We start from the raw sequence: 17,826 nt of genomic DNA on the forward strand, positions 1-17,826 counted from the left end.
CCCGGAAATAACAGGGCCAAAACAAAACCCCGGATCAAGCGATCCGGGGTTTTGGTATGCGTTCGTGTCACGCGCCGATGGAAGCGCTTAGAGCTTGCCGGCCCGCTGCTGGATCATCATGAACGTATCAAACGTGTATTCCGAGAGCTGCATCCAGAGATAGGCGTCGCGCTTGAAAGCGGTCTGGTCGTCGTAGATCTTCTTGAAATACTGGTTGTTGGCCGAGATTTCGCCGTAGATGCCCATGGCCGCCTGGAAGCAGGCCTCCATGATCTCTTGACTGAATGGGCGCAACGTCGCGCCTTCGGCGACGAGCTGCTTCAGCGCAGTCGGGTTCTTCGTGTCGTATTTCGCCAGCATGTTGGTGTTGGCGAAGGCGCAGGCGTCGGTGAGCGCTGCCTGGTAGTGCTTTGGCAGGTTGCTCCATTTGTCGAGGTTGAAGAACGCATGCACCGTCGGGCCGCCTTCCCACCAGCCCGGATAATAGTAATATTTCGCCACCTTGTGGAAGCCGAGCTTCAGATCGTCATAGGGACCGACGAATTCCGCCGCATCGATCGTGCCCTTTTCGAGCGCCGGGTAGATGTCGCCGCCGGCGATCTGCTGCGGGACGACGCCGACCTTTTCCATGACCCGGCCGGCCAGGCCGGCGATGCGCATCTTGACGCCCTTCAGGTCGTCGAGCGTGTTGATTTCCTTGCGGAACCAGCCGCCCATCTGGGCACCGGTATTGCCGGCCGGCAAAGCATACATGCCCTGCGTGGCATAAAACTCGTTCATCAGCTTGTTGCCGTTGCCGTCATTAAACCAGGCATTGGTCAGGCGGCTGTTGAGCCCGAACGGAATGGCCGTTCCGATGGCGTAGGTCGGATCCTTGCCGACGAAATAATAGGAGGTGGTGTGGGCTGCCTCGACCGTGCCGGCAGCCACCGCATCGACGGCCTGCAGCCCCGGCACGACTTCACCGGCCGCGAAAGGCTGGATGGTGAAGTTGCCGTCCGTGGCGGCGGCAACATGCTTGGCGATGTCTTCGGCACCGCCATAGATCGTATCCAAGCTCTTCGGAAACGACGACGTCATGCGCCACGCGATCTTCGGATTCTCCTGCGCGATCGCAGGCGCTGCCAATGCCGTTGCGGCGACCGCGCCGGCCCCGGCGGTTCCCGCCTTCTTGAAAAACGAACGACGATCCATCAAAAACCTCCCGTATAGATGGCACTGCGCGGCCAATCTTCACCCCTACCCGCAGCGAGGGCAGAGCTAAGCATGGCGAGGGCCGCGATTCAAGCTTTAGTCTATTAGCCTTTGGCATCAAGACGGCAATAAGGCAACAGGCAGGCACCCATCAAAATCAGCAGCTTAGCCGCGAGGACAGCCGCCACGACGAGGTCTTGGCGGAAATCGGCCGCCAGCTGCAGCCAAACGTTGACTTCGCGGCCATTCTGGCGGCAGAAACGACAAGCAGAAGATTTCACCGGGGCAAACATGACGAAACCGATCGTTGCCATTCCTGCCGATATTCGCAGCTTCGACGGCGCGACCTGGCACGCCGTGCAGCATCAATATCTCAGTGCCGCATTGAATGCGGCCGGCGTCATGGCCTTTGTCATCCCGGCTTTCGAGGCTGGCTACGACACAGACGCGATCCTCGACCGCGTCGATGGTCTGCTGGTATCGGGCTCGGCCAGCAATGTGCATCCTTCACTTTACGGCGCCGAGGCAAATGACAAGGACGGTCCCTTCGATCCCGCCCGCGACGCCACAAGCCTGCCGCTCATCCGCCGCGCCATCGATCGCGCCATACCGCTGCTCGCCATCTGCCGCGGCATTCAGGAGCTGAATGTCGCCCTCGGCGGCTCGCTGGCAAGCGAGATCCACGAGCAACCCGGCATCTGGGACCATCGCCGGCCGGAAGGCGTCGACCGTGACGGCATGTACGCCATCCGGCAGACTGTCCACGTCAAGGAAGGGTCCTGCATTGCCGGCATCATCGGCCCGGGCGATATCCGCGTCAACTCGCTGCATCGCCAGGCGATCGCCAGGACCGCGCCGCGCCTGCAGGTGGAGGCCACCGCCGAGGACGGCACCGTGGAGGCCGTTTCCGTCATCGATGCCAAGGCCTTCGCCGTCGGCGTGCAATGGCATCCGGAATATTGGGTCGAAACCGACAAGACGTCGAACGGGCTGTTTGCCGCCTTCGGCGATGCCGTTCGCAGTTACGCTGCCGCCAAACCGCCCGTGACCGCGGCGCAGGCGATCGCGTGACCACTGGCCAGCTCAGGCGCGCCAGCTTGAACCATCGCGTCTCCAAACCTTTTGCGGTGTCTCCGGCACCGGCGTCAGCGCCGCCCCCTTCTCGAACCAGGCGATCAGATTGTCGGCCACGAGATCGGCCATCGCATTGCGCGTGGGCACGGAGGCCGAGGCGACGTGCGGCAGCAGCACGGCATTGGCCGGTTCCATGAGCGTCGCCGGCACGGTCGGCTCTTCATAGAAGACGTCGAGGCCGGCCGCACCGAGCGCGCCTGACGCAAGAGCCGCACTCAGCGCCTCTTCATCCACCGTCCAGCCGCGGCCGACATTGACGAGGATGCCGTTCGGACCGAGAGCGGCGAGAATATCGGCATCGATCGTCTTGTGCGTCTGCGGCGTCTTCGGAACGATGGCGATCAATGTGTCCACCGCCTCGGCCAGTCCCTTCAACGTCGGGTAATAATCATACGGCGCATCGGCATGGCGCGACCGTGTGTGATAGCTGATCTTTACCTTGAACGGCTCCAGCCGCTTGGCAATCTCGAGCCCGATGCGGCCGAGGCCGTAGAGCCCGACATGACGGCCCTTGAGCGAGAAACGCGACAGCGGATAGGCCGTGCCCGGCTTCCAGTTGCCCGCACGCAGCCAGGCTTCGGCCCGCGGCAATTCGCGGATCGTGTTCAAGAGCAGGCCGAGCGCCGTGTCGGCAACCTCGTCGTTGAGAACGTCAGGCGTATTGGTGACGACGATGCCCTTTTCGGCTGCCCGTTTTACATCCATACCGTCATAACCGACGCCGAAACTGGCGATCACCTCGACACCAGGCAGCTGGTCCATCCAGGTGCCGGGAAAAGCGCCGGAGACGGCGACGCCGCGGATGCGGCCGGCTGTCTCGCCGTCGAGCGCCAGCTTTTCCTCGCGAGCGACGGCAATGATCTCAAAACGATCCTTCAGCCTTTCGAGAACACGCTCGTGTATCTTCCCAGGAACGAGAATGGCGATGCGGGACATGGCTTTTCCTCTTGGACGGGGCTGGTTCAGGCGCGGGGCCGATGGGGACTGGTCGACTGGCGGATGCGCATTTCCGGCTTGATGAGATGCATGCCGTCAGGTTCGTGACTGCCAGCGAGACGATCGAGAAGCGCGCGCGCAGCCAGGCGGCCGACTTCGGTCTGGCCGTTCCAGACGGTCGTCAGCGCCGGCGTGGCGATCGAAGCTTCCTCGAGATCGTCATAACCGGTGACGGAAATGTCGCGCCCTGGCACCAGGCCGGCACGAGCAATGCCGTTCATCAGGCCGATGGCGACGAGATCGTTCCAGCAGACGGCCGCCGTCGGCTTCTGAGGCAGCGAGAGGAAATGCACCGCGGCCTCGAAACCGCCCTGCTTCGAGCGCGGGCCGGGAATGCGCAGGTTCGGATCGACTTCGATGCCGGCCTTGCGCAGCGCATTGACATAACCCTGGTAGCGGTCGCGGCCGGTGGACGTCTGGTCCGTGCCGCCGATCATCGCGATCGAGCGGTGACCGAGGCCGATCAGGTGGTTGGTGGCAAGCGAAATGCCGTAGCTGTCGTCACCGCGATAGGTCGGCAGCTCCAGACCATCCATCGAGCGGGCGACAAGGATTGCCGGCATGCCGTTTTCCTCCGCCAGCTGCAGATCTTCCGGCGGCGTGCCGATCGCCGGCGACATGATGACGCCGTCGCCGCCGAGCTGCAGGAGCGTCTCGATGAAGGTGCGCTGCTTTTCGACATTGTCGTAATGGTTGGAAAGGATGAAGGTGTGACGGCTGCGATCGAGCTCACTTTCGATCGCCTTCAGGATCTCGCCGTAGAAGGGATTCATGATGTCGTGCACGACGACGCCGATGATGCCGGAGCGCGAGGTGCGCAGGCTCGCGGCACGGCGATTGTAGATGTAGCCGAGCGCGCGCGCCTGTTCCTTGATCTTCTCCCGCGTATTGCCGGCAACCAGCGGACTGTCGCGCAAGGCGAGCGATACCGTCGCCGTTGAAATGCCGAGCGTTTCGGCGATTGTCGAAAGCTTGATCTTCTGGACCACGTGTCCTCCTCCAGGCAGCACGCAAGACAGCAGAGCGCGTCGGAAAACCGGCGCGGTCCCTTAAAATGTTTAATTAAAAGATTTAACAGGCGGAAGCAATTCGTCTTTTCAGCGAAATTTCACTCTTCGTCATGTTCTTCCAAAGGAAGCGCTTCGGCCTGCAGATTGGCGTCGATCGCCTTCAAGAGGCGCACGAGATTGCGGATTTCCTTTTCTGAAAATTCCAGCGTCGCCAGCCTGTCGCAGGCCGAGGCCGCCATCTCGATCGCCCGCACGCTGTCACGGCCGAGCGCAGTGAGATAGACCTTGGTCAGGCGCGCATCCTCGGCGTCCGGCTTGCGCTCGAGGAAGCCCTGCGCCTCCATGCGGCCGATCGTGCGGGTCATCGTCGGCGCCTTGACGCCGAGCTTCTGGGCAAGGCCGCCCGCCGTCATGCCGTCGCTCTCGGCGAGCGAGAGAATGACGCCGTCCTGGCCGGCATAGAGGCCGCTTTCGAACAGGTTGCGCGAGAGCACCGTACGCATGGAACGAGCCGCCTGGGTCAGCGCCGGCGAGAGATCGACGAGCGTATACTCCGTCTGGTCCTTCTTCTTGGACTTGCTCTTCTTGCCGTCCTTATGCTTCTTTCCCATAGCCATCCCTTTGATCTTTAAGCCCCGACGCCGCTGCGATATGACATTGCCCAGGATCTCGTCATAAACAAGAGGCAACGACCGGATGATGACGCCTTCGCCCCGCTTCGACGAGAGCCGCCCGGCCTCTGCCCCGCGCCACCCCATCGCCGTGCTGCCGCTTGGTGCTCATGAGCAGCACGGCCCTCACCTGCCCTTCGAAACCGACACGCTGATTGCCGAAGGCATCGCCCAACGATTGAAGGCGGCGCTGCCCGCCGGCTTGCCGATCACCTTCCTGCCCCCCGAATCGGTCGGCTACTCCATAGAGCATTTGGATGTTGAAGGAACGAAGACGCTCGCCTTCGACGAGGCGGTCAACCGCTGGCTGGGCATTGCCGAAGGCCTGGCCAAGCAGGATATCCGTAAATTGGTGATGCTGAACGCCCATGGCGGCAACTCGCCCGTGATGACGATCGTCGCGACCGAGGCGCGGGTCCGCTTTGCCATGCTGGCCGTGGCGACGAGCTGGACTCGCTTCGGCCTGCCGGATGGGGTGATCCCTTCCGAGGAAAAGGCGATCGGCATTCATGGCGGCGATATCGAGACCTCGGTCATGCTGGCGCTTCATCCTGACAGGGTCGATATGGCGAAGGCTGCAGATTTCCCTTCGCGTCAGACGGAATTTGCCGAGCGCTTCAAACATCTGCGCGCCTACGGGCCGCACGCCTTCGGCTGGAAGATGTCGGATCTCAATGCCGAAGGCGTGGCAGGCAATGCCGCGGCGGCGACGGCTGAAAAGGGCGAGGCGCTGATTGCCCATGCGGTAAGGGGCCTGGTGGAGCTGCTGGAAGATGTCGATGCCTTCGACGTCGGCGAGCTCCGGTGAAGACGACTGATTTGCACGGGCAGATGACGTGATCTTATAACATTATAAAACCCTTTGAACTGCCGCGCCCATGCCATAATATGAGACCAACCGTTTAAGCAGCCGATCCAAAGCCGCTCGGCCGCACGCCTAATCCTAGAGGTTCTCATGACCGACGCGACAGCCACCCAGAAGCCCATTCCCGTCACCGTGCTCACCGGTTATCTCGGTGCCGGCAAGACGACGTTGCTCAACCGCATCCTCTCCGAAAACCACGGCAAGAAATATGCGGTCATCGTCAACGAGTTCGGCGAAATCGGCATCGACAACGACCTGATCGTCGAGTCCGACGAGGAAATCTACGAGATGAACAATGGCTGCGTCTGTTGCACGGTGCGCGGCGACCTGATCCGCGTCGTCGAAGGCCTGATGCGCCGCCCCGGCCGCTTCGACGGCATCATCGTCGAAACGACGGGCCTTGCCGATCCGGTGCCGGTCGCCCAGACCTTCTTCATGGATGACGACGTGCGCGCCAAGACCGAGCTCGACGCCGTTGTCGCTCTCGTCGACGCCAAGCACCTGCCGCTGCGCCTGAAGGACAGTCGCGAGGCCGAAGACCAGATCGCCTTCGCCGACGTCGTCGTCATCAACAAGAGCGACCTGGTGACTGCGGAAGAACTTGACGTGATCGAGGACATTGTCCGCGCCATCAACCCTGCGGCCCGGGTCTACAAGACCAGCCGCTCGGGCGTCGACCTCGCCCGCGTGCTAGACCAGGGCGCCTTCAACCTGGAGCGGGCGCTCGAAAACGATCCGCATTTCCTCGAACACGGCCATGACGACCATGTCTGCGGCCCGGACTGCGATCACGATCATCACCATGATCACGATCATCAGCATGGTGATCACGATCACCACCATCACGACCATCACGACCATCACCATCATGGCGCGATGTCGGCGATTCACGATGTCACGGTGCAGTCGGTGTCGCTGCGCGGCGGCGAGATGAACCCGGAGCGCTTCTTCCCCTGGATCCAGAAGGTTACCCAGATCCAGGGCCCGAATATTCTACGCCTCAAGGGCATCATCGCCTTCAAGGACGATCCCGAGCGTTACGTCGTTCAGGGCGTGCACATGATCATCGAGGGCGATCATCAGCGCCCTTGGAAGGACGGCGAGAAGCATGAAAGCCGTCTGGTCTTCATCGGCCGCGATCTCGACCGTGAAAAGCTCGAGGCCTCCTTCAAGGCATGCGAGGCAGCAGCCTGATGCCGACAGTTGCACCGCTTGATCTCGACGGCCACGTTCTGGCCGTCGAATTTTTAGGTGACATCCCCTTCTTCGCAAACGCAAACGGCACGTTTCATCGGCTGGACGGCGGCGAGAGGGTTTGCGAGGCCCATCAGGGCATGCTCACCGCCATCCGCGATCCCTATAGCGACAGCCTGATCTCGGGCGGCGAGGACGGCAAGGTGCTCCGCATTGCCGCCGACGGCAGCGTCAGCGAGCTCGCGACTGCGACACGCAAGTGGATCTCGCAGGTCGCGGCCGGCCCGCAGGGCGCCGTCGCTTATTCTCACGGCAAGAGCTCGCTCGTCCGCCTCGCTGACGGCACGACCAAGGAATTCCCGGAGGAACGCACGGTCGAAGGCATCGCCTTCGCGCCGAAAGGGCTGCGCATCGCTGCCGCCCGTTACAATGGCGTGTCGCTGCATTGGGTCGGCACGAGCGCCAAACCGGTCGATCTCGAATGGAAGGGCGCGCATACCGGCGTCACCTTCTCGCCTGACGGCAATTTTCTCGTCACCTCGATGCAGGAAAATGCCCTGCACGGCTGGAAGCTCGACAGCAAACCCGGCGCCGAGGCCCGGCACATGCGCATGACCGGCTATCCCGCCAAGGTGAAATCGCTGTCCTGGTCGGTAAAGGGCAAATGGCTCGCCTCATCAGGCGCGCCCGCAGCCATCGTCTGGCCCTTCCAGGGCAAGGACGGGCCGATGGGCAAGGCGCCGCTCGAACTCGGCACCCGCGCCAATATCATTGCAACCTCGGTGAAATTCCACCCGCTGGAAGACATTCTTGCCATCGGCTTCATCGACGGCATGATTCTGGCCGTGCGCATCGCCGACAGCAAGGAAGCGCTGCTGCGCCGCCCCGGCAAGGGCGCGATCACGGCGATGAGCTGGAGCGCAAACGGCAAGCTGCTCGCTTTCGCCTCTGAAGCCGGCGATTGCGGCGTCATCGATATTTCGGCGTGAGCTCCTGTTGCCGGCAATGGGCGACGCCGTGACCGAACCGGAGATCGTGGCGCTTGGCGCCGAGCATATGCAGGCGGCGGCGGCAATCAGGCGCGTCGCCCTGTGGCGGCGATTGCCCTGGCTGCCGGATCTGCATACGCCTGAGGAAGAAGAGCAGTACTGGCGCACGCATCTCCTGCCGAATTGCACCATCCTCGGCGCCGAGATCGGAAACCGGCTGGGCGGCGTTATCGCCTATGGTGACGGTTGGATCGAACAGCTTTACGTTCTCCCCGATCTCCAGAATATCGGCATCGGCTCGCTGTTGCTCGGCTGCGCCCGGGAGGAGATGGATGAAATCAGGCTGTGGACATTCCAGCGCAATAGCGGCGCCCGCGCTTTCTACGAGCGGCACGGTTTTTCCGTCGAGGAAAAGACCGATGGTCTCGACAATGAGGAAAAGGAGCCCGACGTGCTCTATCACTGGCGCCGGCTTCCGGAGCTGACGCCTTGCCTACAGCCGTCTGATCCAGGGCCGTAGAACATTGGACTTGCCAAATGCCTTGGCCAGGCGAAACATGAACCGCGCGCAGGAAGTGACCGCGCTGTCGCTGACAGAGGAAACGGGAATGCCGAAATCGACCGGCCTCGGTTTGGCCGAACAACAGCCACCGTCCCCGGACAATGCCTCCGTCTGGGCGGTGATCCGCGCCGAGGCGGCCGAACTTGCCGTGCGCGAGCCGATCTTGCGACGGCTGCTGGCCACAGAGGTAACGGATGCCACCGGCAACAATGAGATCATCGCCCGGGTGCTGGCGGCGCGGCTTTCGGTAACGCAGGTGGAAACAGGCAATCTGTTCGATCTTGCCCTCTCCACCCTCACCGACGATATCATGCGGAAAATCGAGGCCGATCTCGCAGCCGTGCGCGAGCGCGACCCGGCCTGCACGACGTTCCTGCACGCGCTTCTGAACCTCAAGGGTTTTCATGCGCTGCAGACGCACCGCATCGCCCACGCGCTGTGGAACGCCGGCCGGCCGGAGATCGCCACCTGGCTCGCCAATCTCGCCTCGCTGGTCTTCGGCCCGGATATCCATCCGGCCGCACGGATCGGCGCTTCCATCATGCTCGACCACGGCTCGGGCATCGTCATCGGCGAAACGGCCGTGATCGAGGATGAAGTATCGATCCTGCAGGGCGTCACGCTCGGCGGCACCGGCAAGGAAACCGGCGACCGCCACCCGAAGATCCGCCACGGCGTCATGATCGGCGCCGGCGCCAAGATCCTCGGCAATATCGAAATCGGCGCCTTCAGCAAGATCGCCGCCGGCAGCGTCGTGCTGAAGCCGGTTCCCGAACATTGTACGGTCGCCGGCGTGCCGGCCACCGTCGTGCGCATCCACCGCGCCGACGAAATCCCGGCCGAAACGATGGATCAGAATATCTAGGGCTTTCCAAAATGTGCTTCGCCCGGGTCGTTACGCGGCTTGCTGATTTTCCAGGATGCCCGGGGCGCCGCAATCAGGCGGCCCGCACCGCACCGATGATGTCAGCCAACAGACCGTGCAGCAAATCCCGGTAGCCGTTTCGGGCGGACGGACCGCTCTCTTCCGAGGTCATGACGACCGTCAGATCGAGTGACGGCACGATATAGAGCATCTGCCCGCCGTAACCCCAGGCGAAATGCACCTGCTCGCCGGCGATCTGCCGTGTGAACCAGCCATAGCCATATTCGTCGCCCGAAAAGCGGGAGTTGGTGCGATGCTGCCACGATTGGGAGATCCAGTCGGCCGGGATGACCTGACGGCCTTCGGCGGTCTTGCCGCCGTTGCGATAGAGTTCGCCGAAGGCAAGCAAGGACCGCGCGCTCATCGCCATCTGATTGCCGCCGAGATAGATGCCCTGCGGATCCTGCTCCCATGCACCGATGCGAAAACCCTCGACCGGGCCGAGCCAATCGCGCGCCAACGCCAGCGTCGAGCGGCGGCCGACCCTGGTGAGAATGGCCGAAAGCAGATGCGTGGAGGCGGTGGAATAGAGCATTTCGCCGCCGGGCCGATCGACGAAAGGCTGCGAAAGCGCAAAACGCACCCAGTTGCGCGAGGAGACCCAGCGGCCGTAATTCGGTCCGGACATGCGATCGAGCCCCGTCTGCATGGAGAGAAGATTGCCGATGGTGATGTCATTGAGACGCGGATCCGGTGTTTCAGGCAGATCGGCTTTCAGGATCGGCGCGATGTTCTGATCGGGTCCCTCAAGCAGGCCTTTGCCGATGGCGATGCCGACAAGCGCCGAAACGATCGCTTTCGAGGCGGATTTGATATTGGCCGATTCCGCCGGAGAATGTCCGCGGAAGCCGCGTTCGGCAAGCACGCGTCCGCCGCGCGCGACGATCACCGTCTTGAGCGGCCGCATCGCCGGGTCGCTGGCCGCCCGATCGAGACGCGGACCAAGCCCGGTGACGGCGCGGGCGGTGCTCTGGGCGGCAGCCGGCGCCGCTGCGGCAAGCGACAGAAAAAAGAAAAACAGCAGCGAGAGAGCGCGGACCATCCGGGGCAAGATAAGGTATTGCCGCGACAGGGTCGCGGGCCGACTGCTTTTTTCACGCGATTGTGTTGCCAGTGCACCGGCGCGCCGGTGCCCGCTTCGCCCACGCCACCGGGCGGGAAGACAATCCGCGCCGCGACCACGGCAGGCCCGCCTGCCTGCATGCTCAAGCGGCGCGGATATTGCCGGCCGGAGGAAGGAGATCCGACCCCGGCCAGCCGATGGGTTAGGCGGCGCGGCGCACCGGCGCGCCGGTCAGCATGCGTCCGGACGGGACGATCATGCCGGCCGCGCCGTCAAGCCAGCCTTCCGTAAGCTCGAGCGCAAGAAAGCGCGAGCGTTCGAACGGACCCGGCATGACAAGATGGCGAGCCTTTTCGGCAAAGAAGCCGAAACGCTCGTAATAGGCGGCGTCGCCGACGAGCAGGACAGCGCCATGGCCGCGGTTCTTCGCCTCGAGAATCGCCGCGCGCATCAGCGCCGCGCCGATGCCCTTGCCGCCGTGACGGGAATCGACGGCGAGCGGACCGAGCAGCAGCGCATTGATCGGCGTGCCTGCATCATTAACGCCGGCCTCGATGTTCCAGAGCCGCACCGAGCCGATGACATGACCATCGCGATCACGCGCGACCAGCGCCAGGCCCTCGGCCGGAACACGGTTGCGGCGGATCTTCTCCGACGACTTCTTGCGGCGATCCGGCCCCATGATGCGGTCGAGCAGGTTTTCACGGGCAACGACATCCGAGGGATTTTCGGCGTCGATGGCGAACGTGGTGGGCGCAAAGAATGCGCGGACAGAATCAAGAACAGCGGCCATCTTGGCCTCCCGTACCCAATACCGTTATCAGCGGCGATGAAGGAAAATTGTGAAGTTGCCGCCCCGGCTGGTTACGGGGCCGGCGGAAACGACCTTAGATGACGTAGGCCTTCAGCGGCTCGAAACCGTTGAAAGCGACCGCCGAATAGGTCGTCGTATAGGCGCCGGTGCCTTCGATCAGGACCTCGTCGCCGATCGAAAGGGAGATCGGCAGCGGATAGAGGTTCTTCTCGTAGAGCACGTCGGCCGAATCGCAGGTCGGGCCGGCGATGACGCAGGGCTCCATCTCGTCGCCGTCGTGCTCCGTGCGGATCGGATAGCGGATGGCTTCGTCCATCGTCTCGGCGAGACCGCCGAACTTGCCGATGTCGAGGAAGACCCAACGGGCATCGTCATTGTCCGACTTCTTCGAAATCAGAACGACTTCCGCCTTGATGACGCCGGCATTGCCGACCATGCCGCGGCCCGGCTCGATGATCGTCTGCGGGATCTGGTTGCCGAAATGCGTACGCAGCGCCTGGTAGATCGACTTGCCGTAAGCCTCTGCCGACGGAACGTCGCGCAGATACTTGGTCGGGAAGCCGCCGCCCATGTTGACCATCTGCAGGTGGATGCCCTGCTTGGCAAGCGATACGAAGACGCGCTTGGCATCGGCGAGTGCCGAATCCCAGGCATCGACCTTGGTCATCTGCGAACCGACATGGAACGAGACGCCGTAGGACTGCAGGCCGAGCTGATGGGCGTAGACGAGAACGTCGACGGCCATCTGCGGAACGCAGCCGAACTTGCGCGACAGCGGCCATTCGGCGCCTTCGCCGTCGGTGAGCACGCGGCAGAAGACACGGGCGCCGGGAGCGGCGCGCGAGATCTTCTCGACTTCCTCGTGGCTGTCGACCGCAAAGAGGCTGACGCCGAGCGCATGCGCGCGGGCGACGTCGCGTTCCTTCTTAATCGTGTTGCCGAAGGAGATGCGGGCAGCGGTCGCGCCGGCTTCGAGCGCCATTTCGATTTCGGCAACGGATGCGCAATCGAAATTAGAGCCGAGGCCTGCGAGCAGCTTCAGCACCTCAGGAGCCGGGTTGGCCTTGACGGCGTAGTAGATGGCGCTGTCCGGCATGGCGTGACGGAAGGCGTGGAAATTGTCGCGAACGACATCGAGGTCAACCACGAGGCAGGGACCGTCGGGACGTCGGGTTGCGAGAAAGTCGCGGATGCGCTGGGTGGTCATATCGATTCCCTCTTCCAATTCCAGAGCTCCGGCATGAACCGGAGGACAAAGGGCATACGAGAACTCGCATTGGAACCAGCCGGTGGAGACCCCGGAACCATAGCAAGCGCTCGATGCGCGGATAGTGAACCAACGCCGCGGAGGCGGTGTAAGTTCGGCTTTGTCTGCCATGGATTGGAGGGAGAATCCCAACCGCACTTCCGGCAATGATGGTGTGCCTCTTCAGTAACCCCCGCTGATGGAAAGCAGGGAGAGAACAAAAAGGCCCGCACCGTCGTTGCTTCAGGCGTCCTCGCATTTTCCGGTTGGCCGGAATAGCGACTGGAGGGGTTAATTCCAGGTACCTTACCGATTTCCTCACCAATTCGAGGGTTCGGCGGACACCCATGGGCACGTGCGACTTTGGGCTGAGGTGGAAATAAGAATATTCGCCTTCACAATCAAGCGTTTTTTTGATTTGGAGGTCAAAAAAATAATTGAACAGGTTGGGCCAATTTGTTCAATGTTTCGAAACAGCTTGGGGAAGCGCCATGGACACTCTGACCCGCATACGCGCCTTCATCGACGTCGTCGAGGCCGAAGGCTTTTCCGCCGCCGCACGGCGCACCGGCCGCTCGAAGGCGCTGCTTTCCAAATATGTGCGCGAACTGGAAGACGAACTCGGCGCTCTGCTCCTTAACCGCACCACCCGGCAGTTCTCGATGACCGAAGCCGGCCACACCTATTACCGCAGCGCCTCCGATATTCTGAAGGAGATTGACAACCTTGCCGATCTCGTGCGCGAAAACAATGCCCAGTTGAAGGGACGGCTGCGCATCTCCGTGCCCCGCACCTTCGTCGACGCCGACGTCGGCCAGTCGCTGATCGATTTTGCCGCCGAGAACCCGGACCTTTCGCTGGAGATCGCCGCCGATGACCGATTCGTCGACCTGATCGAGGAAGGCTTCGACGTGGCGATCCGCATTTCCAAGCTCGAAGATTCCGGCATGATCGCCCGCAAGATCTCCGATTTCCGCGTCCATCTCTGCGCCACCCCGGATTTTATCGAGCGTCATCCCGATCTTGAGCATCCGAGCGACATCTCCAATGTCCCCTTTATCGTCGATACCAATTCGCGCACCCAGGGGAGCATTCGCTTCTACAATCCTGATAACACCACCTTCACCGTCGCCGTCTCCGGGCCGATAGAGGTCAACAGTCCGCATGCGACATTGCGCGCCGCCCTCGCCGGCATCGGCATCGCCCTCATCCCCGATTTCGTCGCCCGCAAGCCGATCGAGAGCGGCGAACTGCTGACGCTGTTTAACGATTACATCCCGACCGACCGCGGCATCTATGCCGTCTACCCGCACCGGCGCTACCTGCCGGCCAAGGTGAGGATCTTCGTCGACTACCTGCACAACTGGTTCAAGAAGCATCCGTGAGACTGCGCCGAAAGACCCGCCCGACTGGGCGATCGGACGTCGACGACGGCATCGGCCGCAAGCCGGTCCCAATTCCGTCCCAATTTCTGGCAAGAACTCGGGTCGAGCGAATAAGGCAGCGGGACGCATGAAAAAATCCATACCATTGATAGCCGCGCTTCTTTCGCTGGCGCCGGCCGCCGCCCTTGCGCATCCGCATATCTTCGTGGAGGCGCGGCTCGAAGTCGTCGCCGGCGCCGACGGCAGCATCGAGGAACTGCGCAATGTCTGGCGCTTCGACGAGGTCTTCTCCTCCTCGGTCGTCATGGATTTCGACAAGAACACCGATTTGAAGCTGGAGCCGAACGAACTCGCGCAGGTCGGGAAAACGGTGAAGCAATCGCTTGCCGATTACGACTACTACATGAACCTGACGGTCAACGGGAAGAACGTCACCGTCCAGCAGCCTGACATCATCCATGTCGATTATAAGAACGGCCAGCTCCTGATGTTCTTCGCGGTCAAGCCGGCGGAGAAGATGCCGCTCAAGGGCAGGCTCACTTTCGGCGTCTACGACCCGACGCTCTATACGTCGATCGACTTTCCGACAGACAACGAACTCTCCACGGTCGGCGACAGCTTCAAGGCCTGCAAACACCAGGTGGTGAGACCGGATGCCGACGAGGTAATCACGCAAAACAAGCAGTCGCTGACGGACGCCTTCTTCAACGATCCGACCGGCACCAACATGTCTAAGCTCTTCGCCACCCGGCTGGATATCACATGTTGATGAAACGCCCCCTCATCCTTTCCGCAGCACTGCTTGCGCTCGTGACAGCGGCAAGCCTTGCCCATGCGCAATCGCCGCTCGGCATCGGCACGGCCGAACCGAGTTTTCAACCGACCGGCGGGCCGTTCGCACCGCTTTTGCTCTATGTGAACTATGAACAGCAGGCCTTCTACCGGGCGCTGACGGATGCCTTGAAGGGCATGCGCGAGGATCCGTGGCAGCTGACATCGCTGATCGGTCTTTCCTTCGCCTACGGCGTCTTCCATGCCGCCGGCCCCGGCCACGGCAAGGCGGTCATCTCCTCCTACATGATCGCCAACGAGGTCGAGCTGAAGCGTGGCGTGGTGATTTCCTTCATTTCGGCCTTCATCCAGGGGGTCGTCGCCGTCGCCCTGGTCGGCGGCACCTGGCTGGTGCTGCGCGGCACCGGCATCACGCTGACGGCCGCGACCCATGCGATGGAAATCGCCAGCTTCGTCATGGTCATCCTCTTCGGCGGCTGGCTGCTGTTTCGCAAACTGCGCTCGATGGCGGGCAATTTGCCGCGCCGCCGGCTGATGGCCACGTCCGCCGGTCCGGTCAGCATGATGCTCGATTGGAAGGACAACGCCGCCGAACGCCAGGCCTATGCCTTCAATGGCAAGGCGCAGGCCGTGGACGCCGGCCACACCTTCGTTCCGGGCATGGTCTGCGAGACCTGCGGCAATGCACATGTGCCGGATCCGGCCCTGCTCGCCGGCGACAGGTTCAGCGTCCGCGAAGCCTGGTCGGCGATCGTGGCCGTCGGCCTCCGCCCGTGCTCCGGTGCGCTTCTGGTCATGACCTTTTCGCTGCTGAACGGTCTCTATCTCGGCGGCATGCTGTCGGTCGCCGCCATGTCGCTCGGCACCGCAATTACCGTATCGCTGCTTGCCACCCTCGCCGTCACCGCCAAGGGTGCTGCCATCCGCCTCTCCGGACGCGGCTCGGCCGCCTCGGTCTGGATCGGCAACGCCATCGAAATCCTCGGCGCCCTTCTCGTCATCCTGATGGGCGTCTTGCTGCTCGGCGCCTCCCTGCAGGGTTGACCTTATTTTTCTCGGCCGCGCTGGTAACGCGCCCTGAGCCAGAAAACCGCGAAAAACGCCATAATCAGGCAGACTCCGACGGCAATTCCCAGCACCGGCGAGAAATTGCCGATCCATAAAACGATGGTCGGCAGAAAATAGATGACGAGGCCGGCGCCGAGCAGGATGATAGCGGCGGCGGTCGCCTGCGAGCGGCTCTCCTGATTCACGCGAGCCTTTCCTTCTCAAGATCGGCACGAATATCCTGCAGGCGTCGGATCTGTTTGCCGGCGGCGTCGAAATTATCGGGCGAAAGCCAGGCCTCGAAAGCATCGTTGATCAGCGGCCATTCGGCATCAATCATCGAGAACCAGGCGGTGTCGCGGTTGCGATGCTTGGAGATCATGTGCTGACGGAACACCCCTTCGAAGCTGAAGCCGTACCGCACCGCCGTCGTCTTGCTCGCTTCGTTGTTATTGTCGCATTTCCATTCGTAGCGGCGGTAGCCGAGATCTTCGAAGACGTGTTTGGCCATCAGGTAGTGCGCCTCGGTGGAAAGCGGCGAACGGCTCATATCGGACCCATGCGCCACGCCGCCGATCTCGACGACGCCATTTGCCGGGTCGGCGCGCATATAGTTCGCCATGCCGACAATCTTGCCGCTGGCGTTGTCGCGGAAGATATGGGTGAGCCAGCCGGACTTGGTGTGGACGACCTCCAGCCAGTTGGCAAAATCTTCGATACCGGAGAAATCGTCCTGCGCGAAATAGAGCAGCAGCGGGTTGATGCCCATGCCACCGAGCCCGTCCCACAACGCCTCGAGATGTTCCGCGCGCCGATAGGGCTCGACAGTAACGAAACGGCCTTTCAGCGTGACCGGCTTCGGCGCCGGGCAGCCCTTGAAATTTGCAAGATCGCGCATGTTCACTCCCCTTTTCGGCAGAGGGGATAGGCCAGCCGCCCGATAAAGGCAACCGGCCTGGATGTCACTGTGACAATGTCGTCTTGGCGGACGACACTGTCGCCTCGATGTGGTCGACCAGCTGGTCGGCAAGGCCGAGCCGGCCGGCAAGCAGATCGAGGTAGCCGCGTTCGGCGCGCGAATCCGGCTCGATGGTCAGCCGCGAGGCGGTGTAGAGCTCGACGCGCTGTTCTTCCGTGACGGCGGCGGCGACGAGCGCGTCGATATCCGTCGGCGAAGCGAGTTCATGCTCGATGAAGGCCGCAGCCTCGCCGCTGACATCGGCGGCCTTGACCTTGTCCATGATGAGGGCGCGTTCGGCATCGTCGATATGACCGTCGGCCTTGGCGGCGGCGATCATCGCGCGGATCAGCACCAGTACGAATTCATTGCTGCCGGCAGGAGACGCCGGCCCGAAACCGGATTCGACAGGCGGCGGCAGAAGAACCGGATTGTTTGCCGAGGGTGCATCCGAGGGGGCTGCGGGCGCCTGCCCCGCCTGATAATTCTTGTAGGCCTGGTAACCAAGGCCGGCAATGGCGGCAAGACCGCCGATCGCCAGGGCATTGCCGGCAATACTGCGGCCGGTCTTGGTGCCTAGAAGCGCGGCGGCGATCGCACCGGTCTTCATCGGATTGTTCTTTGCCGTCTGGACGGCATCGCCGGCCCTGTCGCGGACCGAACCGCCGAGACCCGGCACCTGCGAACCCAAGAACTGGTCGAGAAGCTTCTTTGCGTCGAACATTCCTCGTCATCTCCCTGTTTGAAGCTGGAGGAGTACATAGGTTTGCGACGGTTGAAATACAAATGTGAGGGCTCGCCGCCGAGAGGCGCACCCCCTCGGCCCTGCCGGGCATCTCCCCCACAAGGAGGGAGATTGGCTGGGCGTGAGGGCTTCCCCAAACAACTGACAGCCACGATGGGGCGGAAAGGCTAACCTCCTGCCGATCTCACCCCTTGTGGGGGAGATGTCCGGCAGGACAGAAGGGGGTTCACACCCAA

Annotated in this window: 20 protein-coding genes; 9 read left to right on the top strand and 11 right to left on the bottom strand. The window is 62.4% G+C overall.

Annotated elements, in window-relative coordinates; all coding sequences use genetic code 11:
• Nucleotides 1-87 precede the first annotated feature (87 nt).
• Entirely contained in the window at nt 88-1,194 is a 1,107-nt protein-coding gene (locus tag K6M89_RS10790) for a TRAP transporter substrate-binding protein (RefSeq protein ID WP_038691341.1), read from the bottom strand.
• 104 nt (nt 1,195-1,298) lie between these two features.
• Nucleotides 1,299-1,508: a hypothetical protein gene (locus K6M89_RS10795; protein WP_222139418.1), complete on the bottom strand. Its 210-nt coding sequence runs from the start codon at nt 1,506-1,508 to the stop codon at nt 1,299-1,301.
• Here K6M89_RS10795 and K6M89_RS10800 point away from each other — a divergent pair.
• Nucleotides 1,486-2,265 carry a gamma-glutamyl-gamma-aminobutyrate hydrolase family protein gene (locus K6M89_RS10800; protein WP_222139419.1) on the top strand — a complete coding sequence of 260 codons (780 nt, stop codon included), beginning with the start codon at nt 1,486-1,488 and terminating at the stop codon, nt 2,263-2,265. The genes K6M89_RS10795 and K6M89_RS10800 overlap by 23 nt on opposite strands.
• Before the next feature lie 12 nt (nt 2,266-2,277).
• On the opposite strand, the gene K6M89_RS10805 is transcribed toward K6M89_RS10800, so the two are convergent.
• The 3 genes from K6M89_RS10805 to K6M89_RS10815 all read right to left on the bottom strand — a co-directional run bounded on the left by K6M89_RS10805 (nt 2,278) and on the right by K6M89_RS10815 (nt 4,945).
• Nucleotides 2,278-3,264, bottom strand: coding sequence for a 2-hydroxyacid dehydrogenase (locus K6M89_RS10805; RefSeq protein ID WP_222139420.1), 987 nt, complete (start codon nt 3,262-3,264; stop codon nt 2,278-2,280).
• A 26-nt stretch (nt 3,265-3,290) separates the two neighbouring features.
• On the bottom strand, nt 3,291-4,313 hold the full coding sequence (locus K6M89_RS10810) for a LacI family DNA-binding transcriptional regulator (protein WP_020922290.1): 1,023 nt from the start codon (nt 4,311-4,313) through the stop codon (nt 3,291-3,293).
• A 119-nt stretch (nt 4,314-4,432) separates the two neighbouring features.
• Nucleotides 4,433-4,945 carry a MarR family winged helix-turn-helix transcriptional regulator gene (locus K6M89_RS10815; RefSeq protein ID WP_064683401.1) on the bottom strand — a complete coding sequence of 171 codons (513 nt, stop codon included), beginning with the start codon at nt 4,943-4,945 and terminating at the stop codon, nt 4,433-4,435.
• 85 nt (nt 4,946-5,030) lie between these two features.
• Here K6M89_RS10815 and K6M89_RS10820 point away from each other — a divergent pair, with 85 nt between their 5' ends.
• The 5 genes from K6M89_RS10820 (at nt 5,031) to cysE (ending at nt 9,480) form a co-directional block, all read left to right on the top strand.
• Entirely contained in the window at nt 5,031-5,813 is a 783-nt protein-coding gene (locus tag K6M89_RS10820) for a creatininase family protein (protein ID WP_222139421.1), read from the top strand.
• A gap of 147 nt (nt 5,814-5,960) precedes the next feature.
• Nucleotides 5,961-7,064, top strand: a complete 1,104-nt coding sequence (locus K6M89_RS10825) for a CobW family GTP-binding protein (RefSeq protein WP_222139422.1) — start codon at nt 5,961-5,963, stop codon at nt 7,062-7,064.
• On the top strand, nt 7,064-8,053 hold the full coding sequence (locus K6M89_RS10830) for a WD40 repeat domain-containing protein (RefSeq protein WP_222139423.1): 990 nt from the start codon (nt 7,064-7,066) through the stop codon (nt 8,051-8,053). Before K6M89_RS10825 ends, K6M89_RS10830 begins: the two co-directional genes overlap by 1 nt.
• A gap of 16 nt (nt 8,054-8,069) precedes the next feature.
• Nucleotides 8,070-8,573 carry a GNAT family N-acetyltransferase gene (locus tag K6M89_RS10835; protein WP_222139424.1) on the top strand — a complete coding sequence of 168 codons (504 nt, stop codon included), beginning with the start codon at nt 8,070-8,072 and terminating at the stop codon, nt 8,571-8,573.
• Between the two features lie 88 nt (nt 8,574-8,661).
• Nucleotides 8,662-9,480 (top strand): serine O-acetyltransferase, encoded by an 819-nt coding sequence (gene cysE / locus K6M89_RS10840; protein ID WP_222139483.1) that lies wholly within the window; start codon nt 8,662-8,664, stop codon nt 9,478-9,480.
• 73 nt (nt 9,481-9,553) lie between these two features.
• Here the strand turns inward: cysE and K6M89_RS10845 are convergent, their stop codons facing one another.
• The 3 genes from K6M89_RS10845 to odc2 all read right to left on the bottom strand — a co-directional run bounded on the left by K6M89_RS10845 (nt 9,554) and on the right by odc2 (nt 12,624).
• Nucleotides 9,554-10,582, bottom strand: coding sequence for a serine hydrolase domain-containing protein (locus K6M89_RS10845; RefSeq protein ID WP_097580431.1), 1,029 nt, complete (start codon nt 10,580-10,582; stop codon nt 9,554-9,556).
• A 223-nt stretch (nt 10,583-10,805) separates the two neighbouring features.
• On the bottom strand, nt 10,806-11,396 hold the full coding sequence (locus tag K6M89_RS10850; protein WP_222139425.1) for a GNAT family N-acetyltransferase: 591 nt from the start codon (nt 11,394-11,396) through the stop codon (nt 10,806-10,808).
• A gap of 94 nt (nt 11,397-11,490) precedes the next feature.
• A complete protein-coding gene (odc2, locus tag K6M89_RS10855) occupies nt 11,491-12,624 on the bottom strand; it encodes an ornithine/lysine decarboxylase (RefSeq protein ID WP_038691369.1) in 1,134 nt (377 codons plus the stop codon).
• 530 nt (nt 12,625-13,154) lie between these two features.
• Here odc2 and K6M89_RS10860 point away from each other — a divergent pair.
• The 3 genes from K6M89_RS10860 to K6M89_RS10870 all read left to right on the top strand — a co-directional run bounded on the left by K6M89_RS10860 (nt 13,155) and on the right by K6M89_RS10870 (nt 15,884).
• Nucleotides 13,155-14,048: a LysR family transcriptional regulator gene (locus K6M89_RS10860; protein WP_097603895.1), complete on the top strand. Its 894-nt coding sequence runs from the start codon at nt 13,155-13,157 to the stop codon at nt 14,046-14,048.
• A gap of 127 nt (nt 14,049-14,175) precedes the next feature.
• Nucleotides 14,176-14,817, top strand: coding sequence for a DUF1007 family protein (locus K6M89_RS10865; RefSeq protein ID WP_222139426.1), 642 nt, complete (start codon nt 14,176-14,178; stop codon nt 14,815-14,817).
• Entirely contained in the window at nt 14,811-15,884 is a 1,074-nt protein-coding gene (locus tag K6M89_RS10870; RefSeq protein ID WP_222139427.1) for a nickel/cobalt transporter, read from the top strand. The genes K6M89_RS10865 and K6M89_RS10870 overlap by 7 nt, the downstream gene beginning before the upstream one ends.
• 2 nt (nt 15,885-15,886) lie before the next feature.
• Here the strand turns inward: K6M89_RS10870 and K6M89_RS10875 are convergent, their stop codons facing one another.
• The 3 genes from K6M89_RS10875 to K6M89_RS10885 all read right to left on the bottom strand — a co-directional run bounded on the left by K6M89_RS10875 (nt 15,887) and on the right by K6M89_RS10885 (nt 17,569).
• Complete coding sequence (locus K6M89_RS10875) at nt 15,887-16,093, bottom strand: hypothetical protein (RefSeq protein WP_097580436.1); 207 nt, start codon at nt 16,091-16,093, stop codon at nt 15,887-15,889.
• On the bottom strand, nt 16,090-16,785 hold the full coding sequence (locus tag K6M89_RS10880) for a GNAT family N-acetyltransferase (protein ID WP_097580437.1): 696 nt from the start codon (nt 16,783-16,785) through the stop codon (nt 16,090-16,092). The genes K6M89_RS10875 and K6M89_RS10880 overlap by 4 nt, the downstream gene beginning before the upstream one ends.
• A 64-nt stretch (nt 16,786-16,849) precedes the next feature.
• The gene (locus K6M89_RS10885) at nt 16,850-17,569 is read right to left on the bottom strand and encodes a tellurite resistance TerB family protein (protein ID WP_039622297.1); all 720 of its coding nucleotides are present in this window, start codon (nt 17,567-17,569) and stop codon (nt 16,850-16,852) included.
• Nucleotides 17,570-17,826: the final 257 nt, after the last annotated feature.

This window comes from Rhizobium croatiense (assembly GCF_019793465.1).
Taxonomy (GTDB): domain Bacteria; phylum Pseudomonadota; class Alphaproteobacteria; order Rhizobiales; family Rhizobiaceae; genus Rhizobium; species Rhizobium croatiense.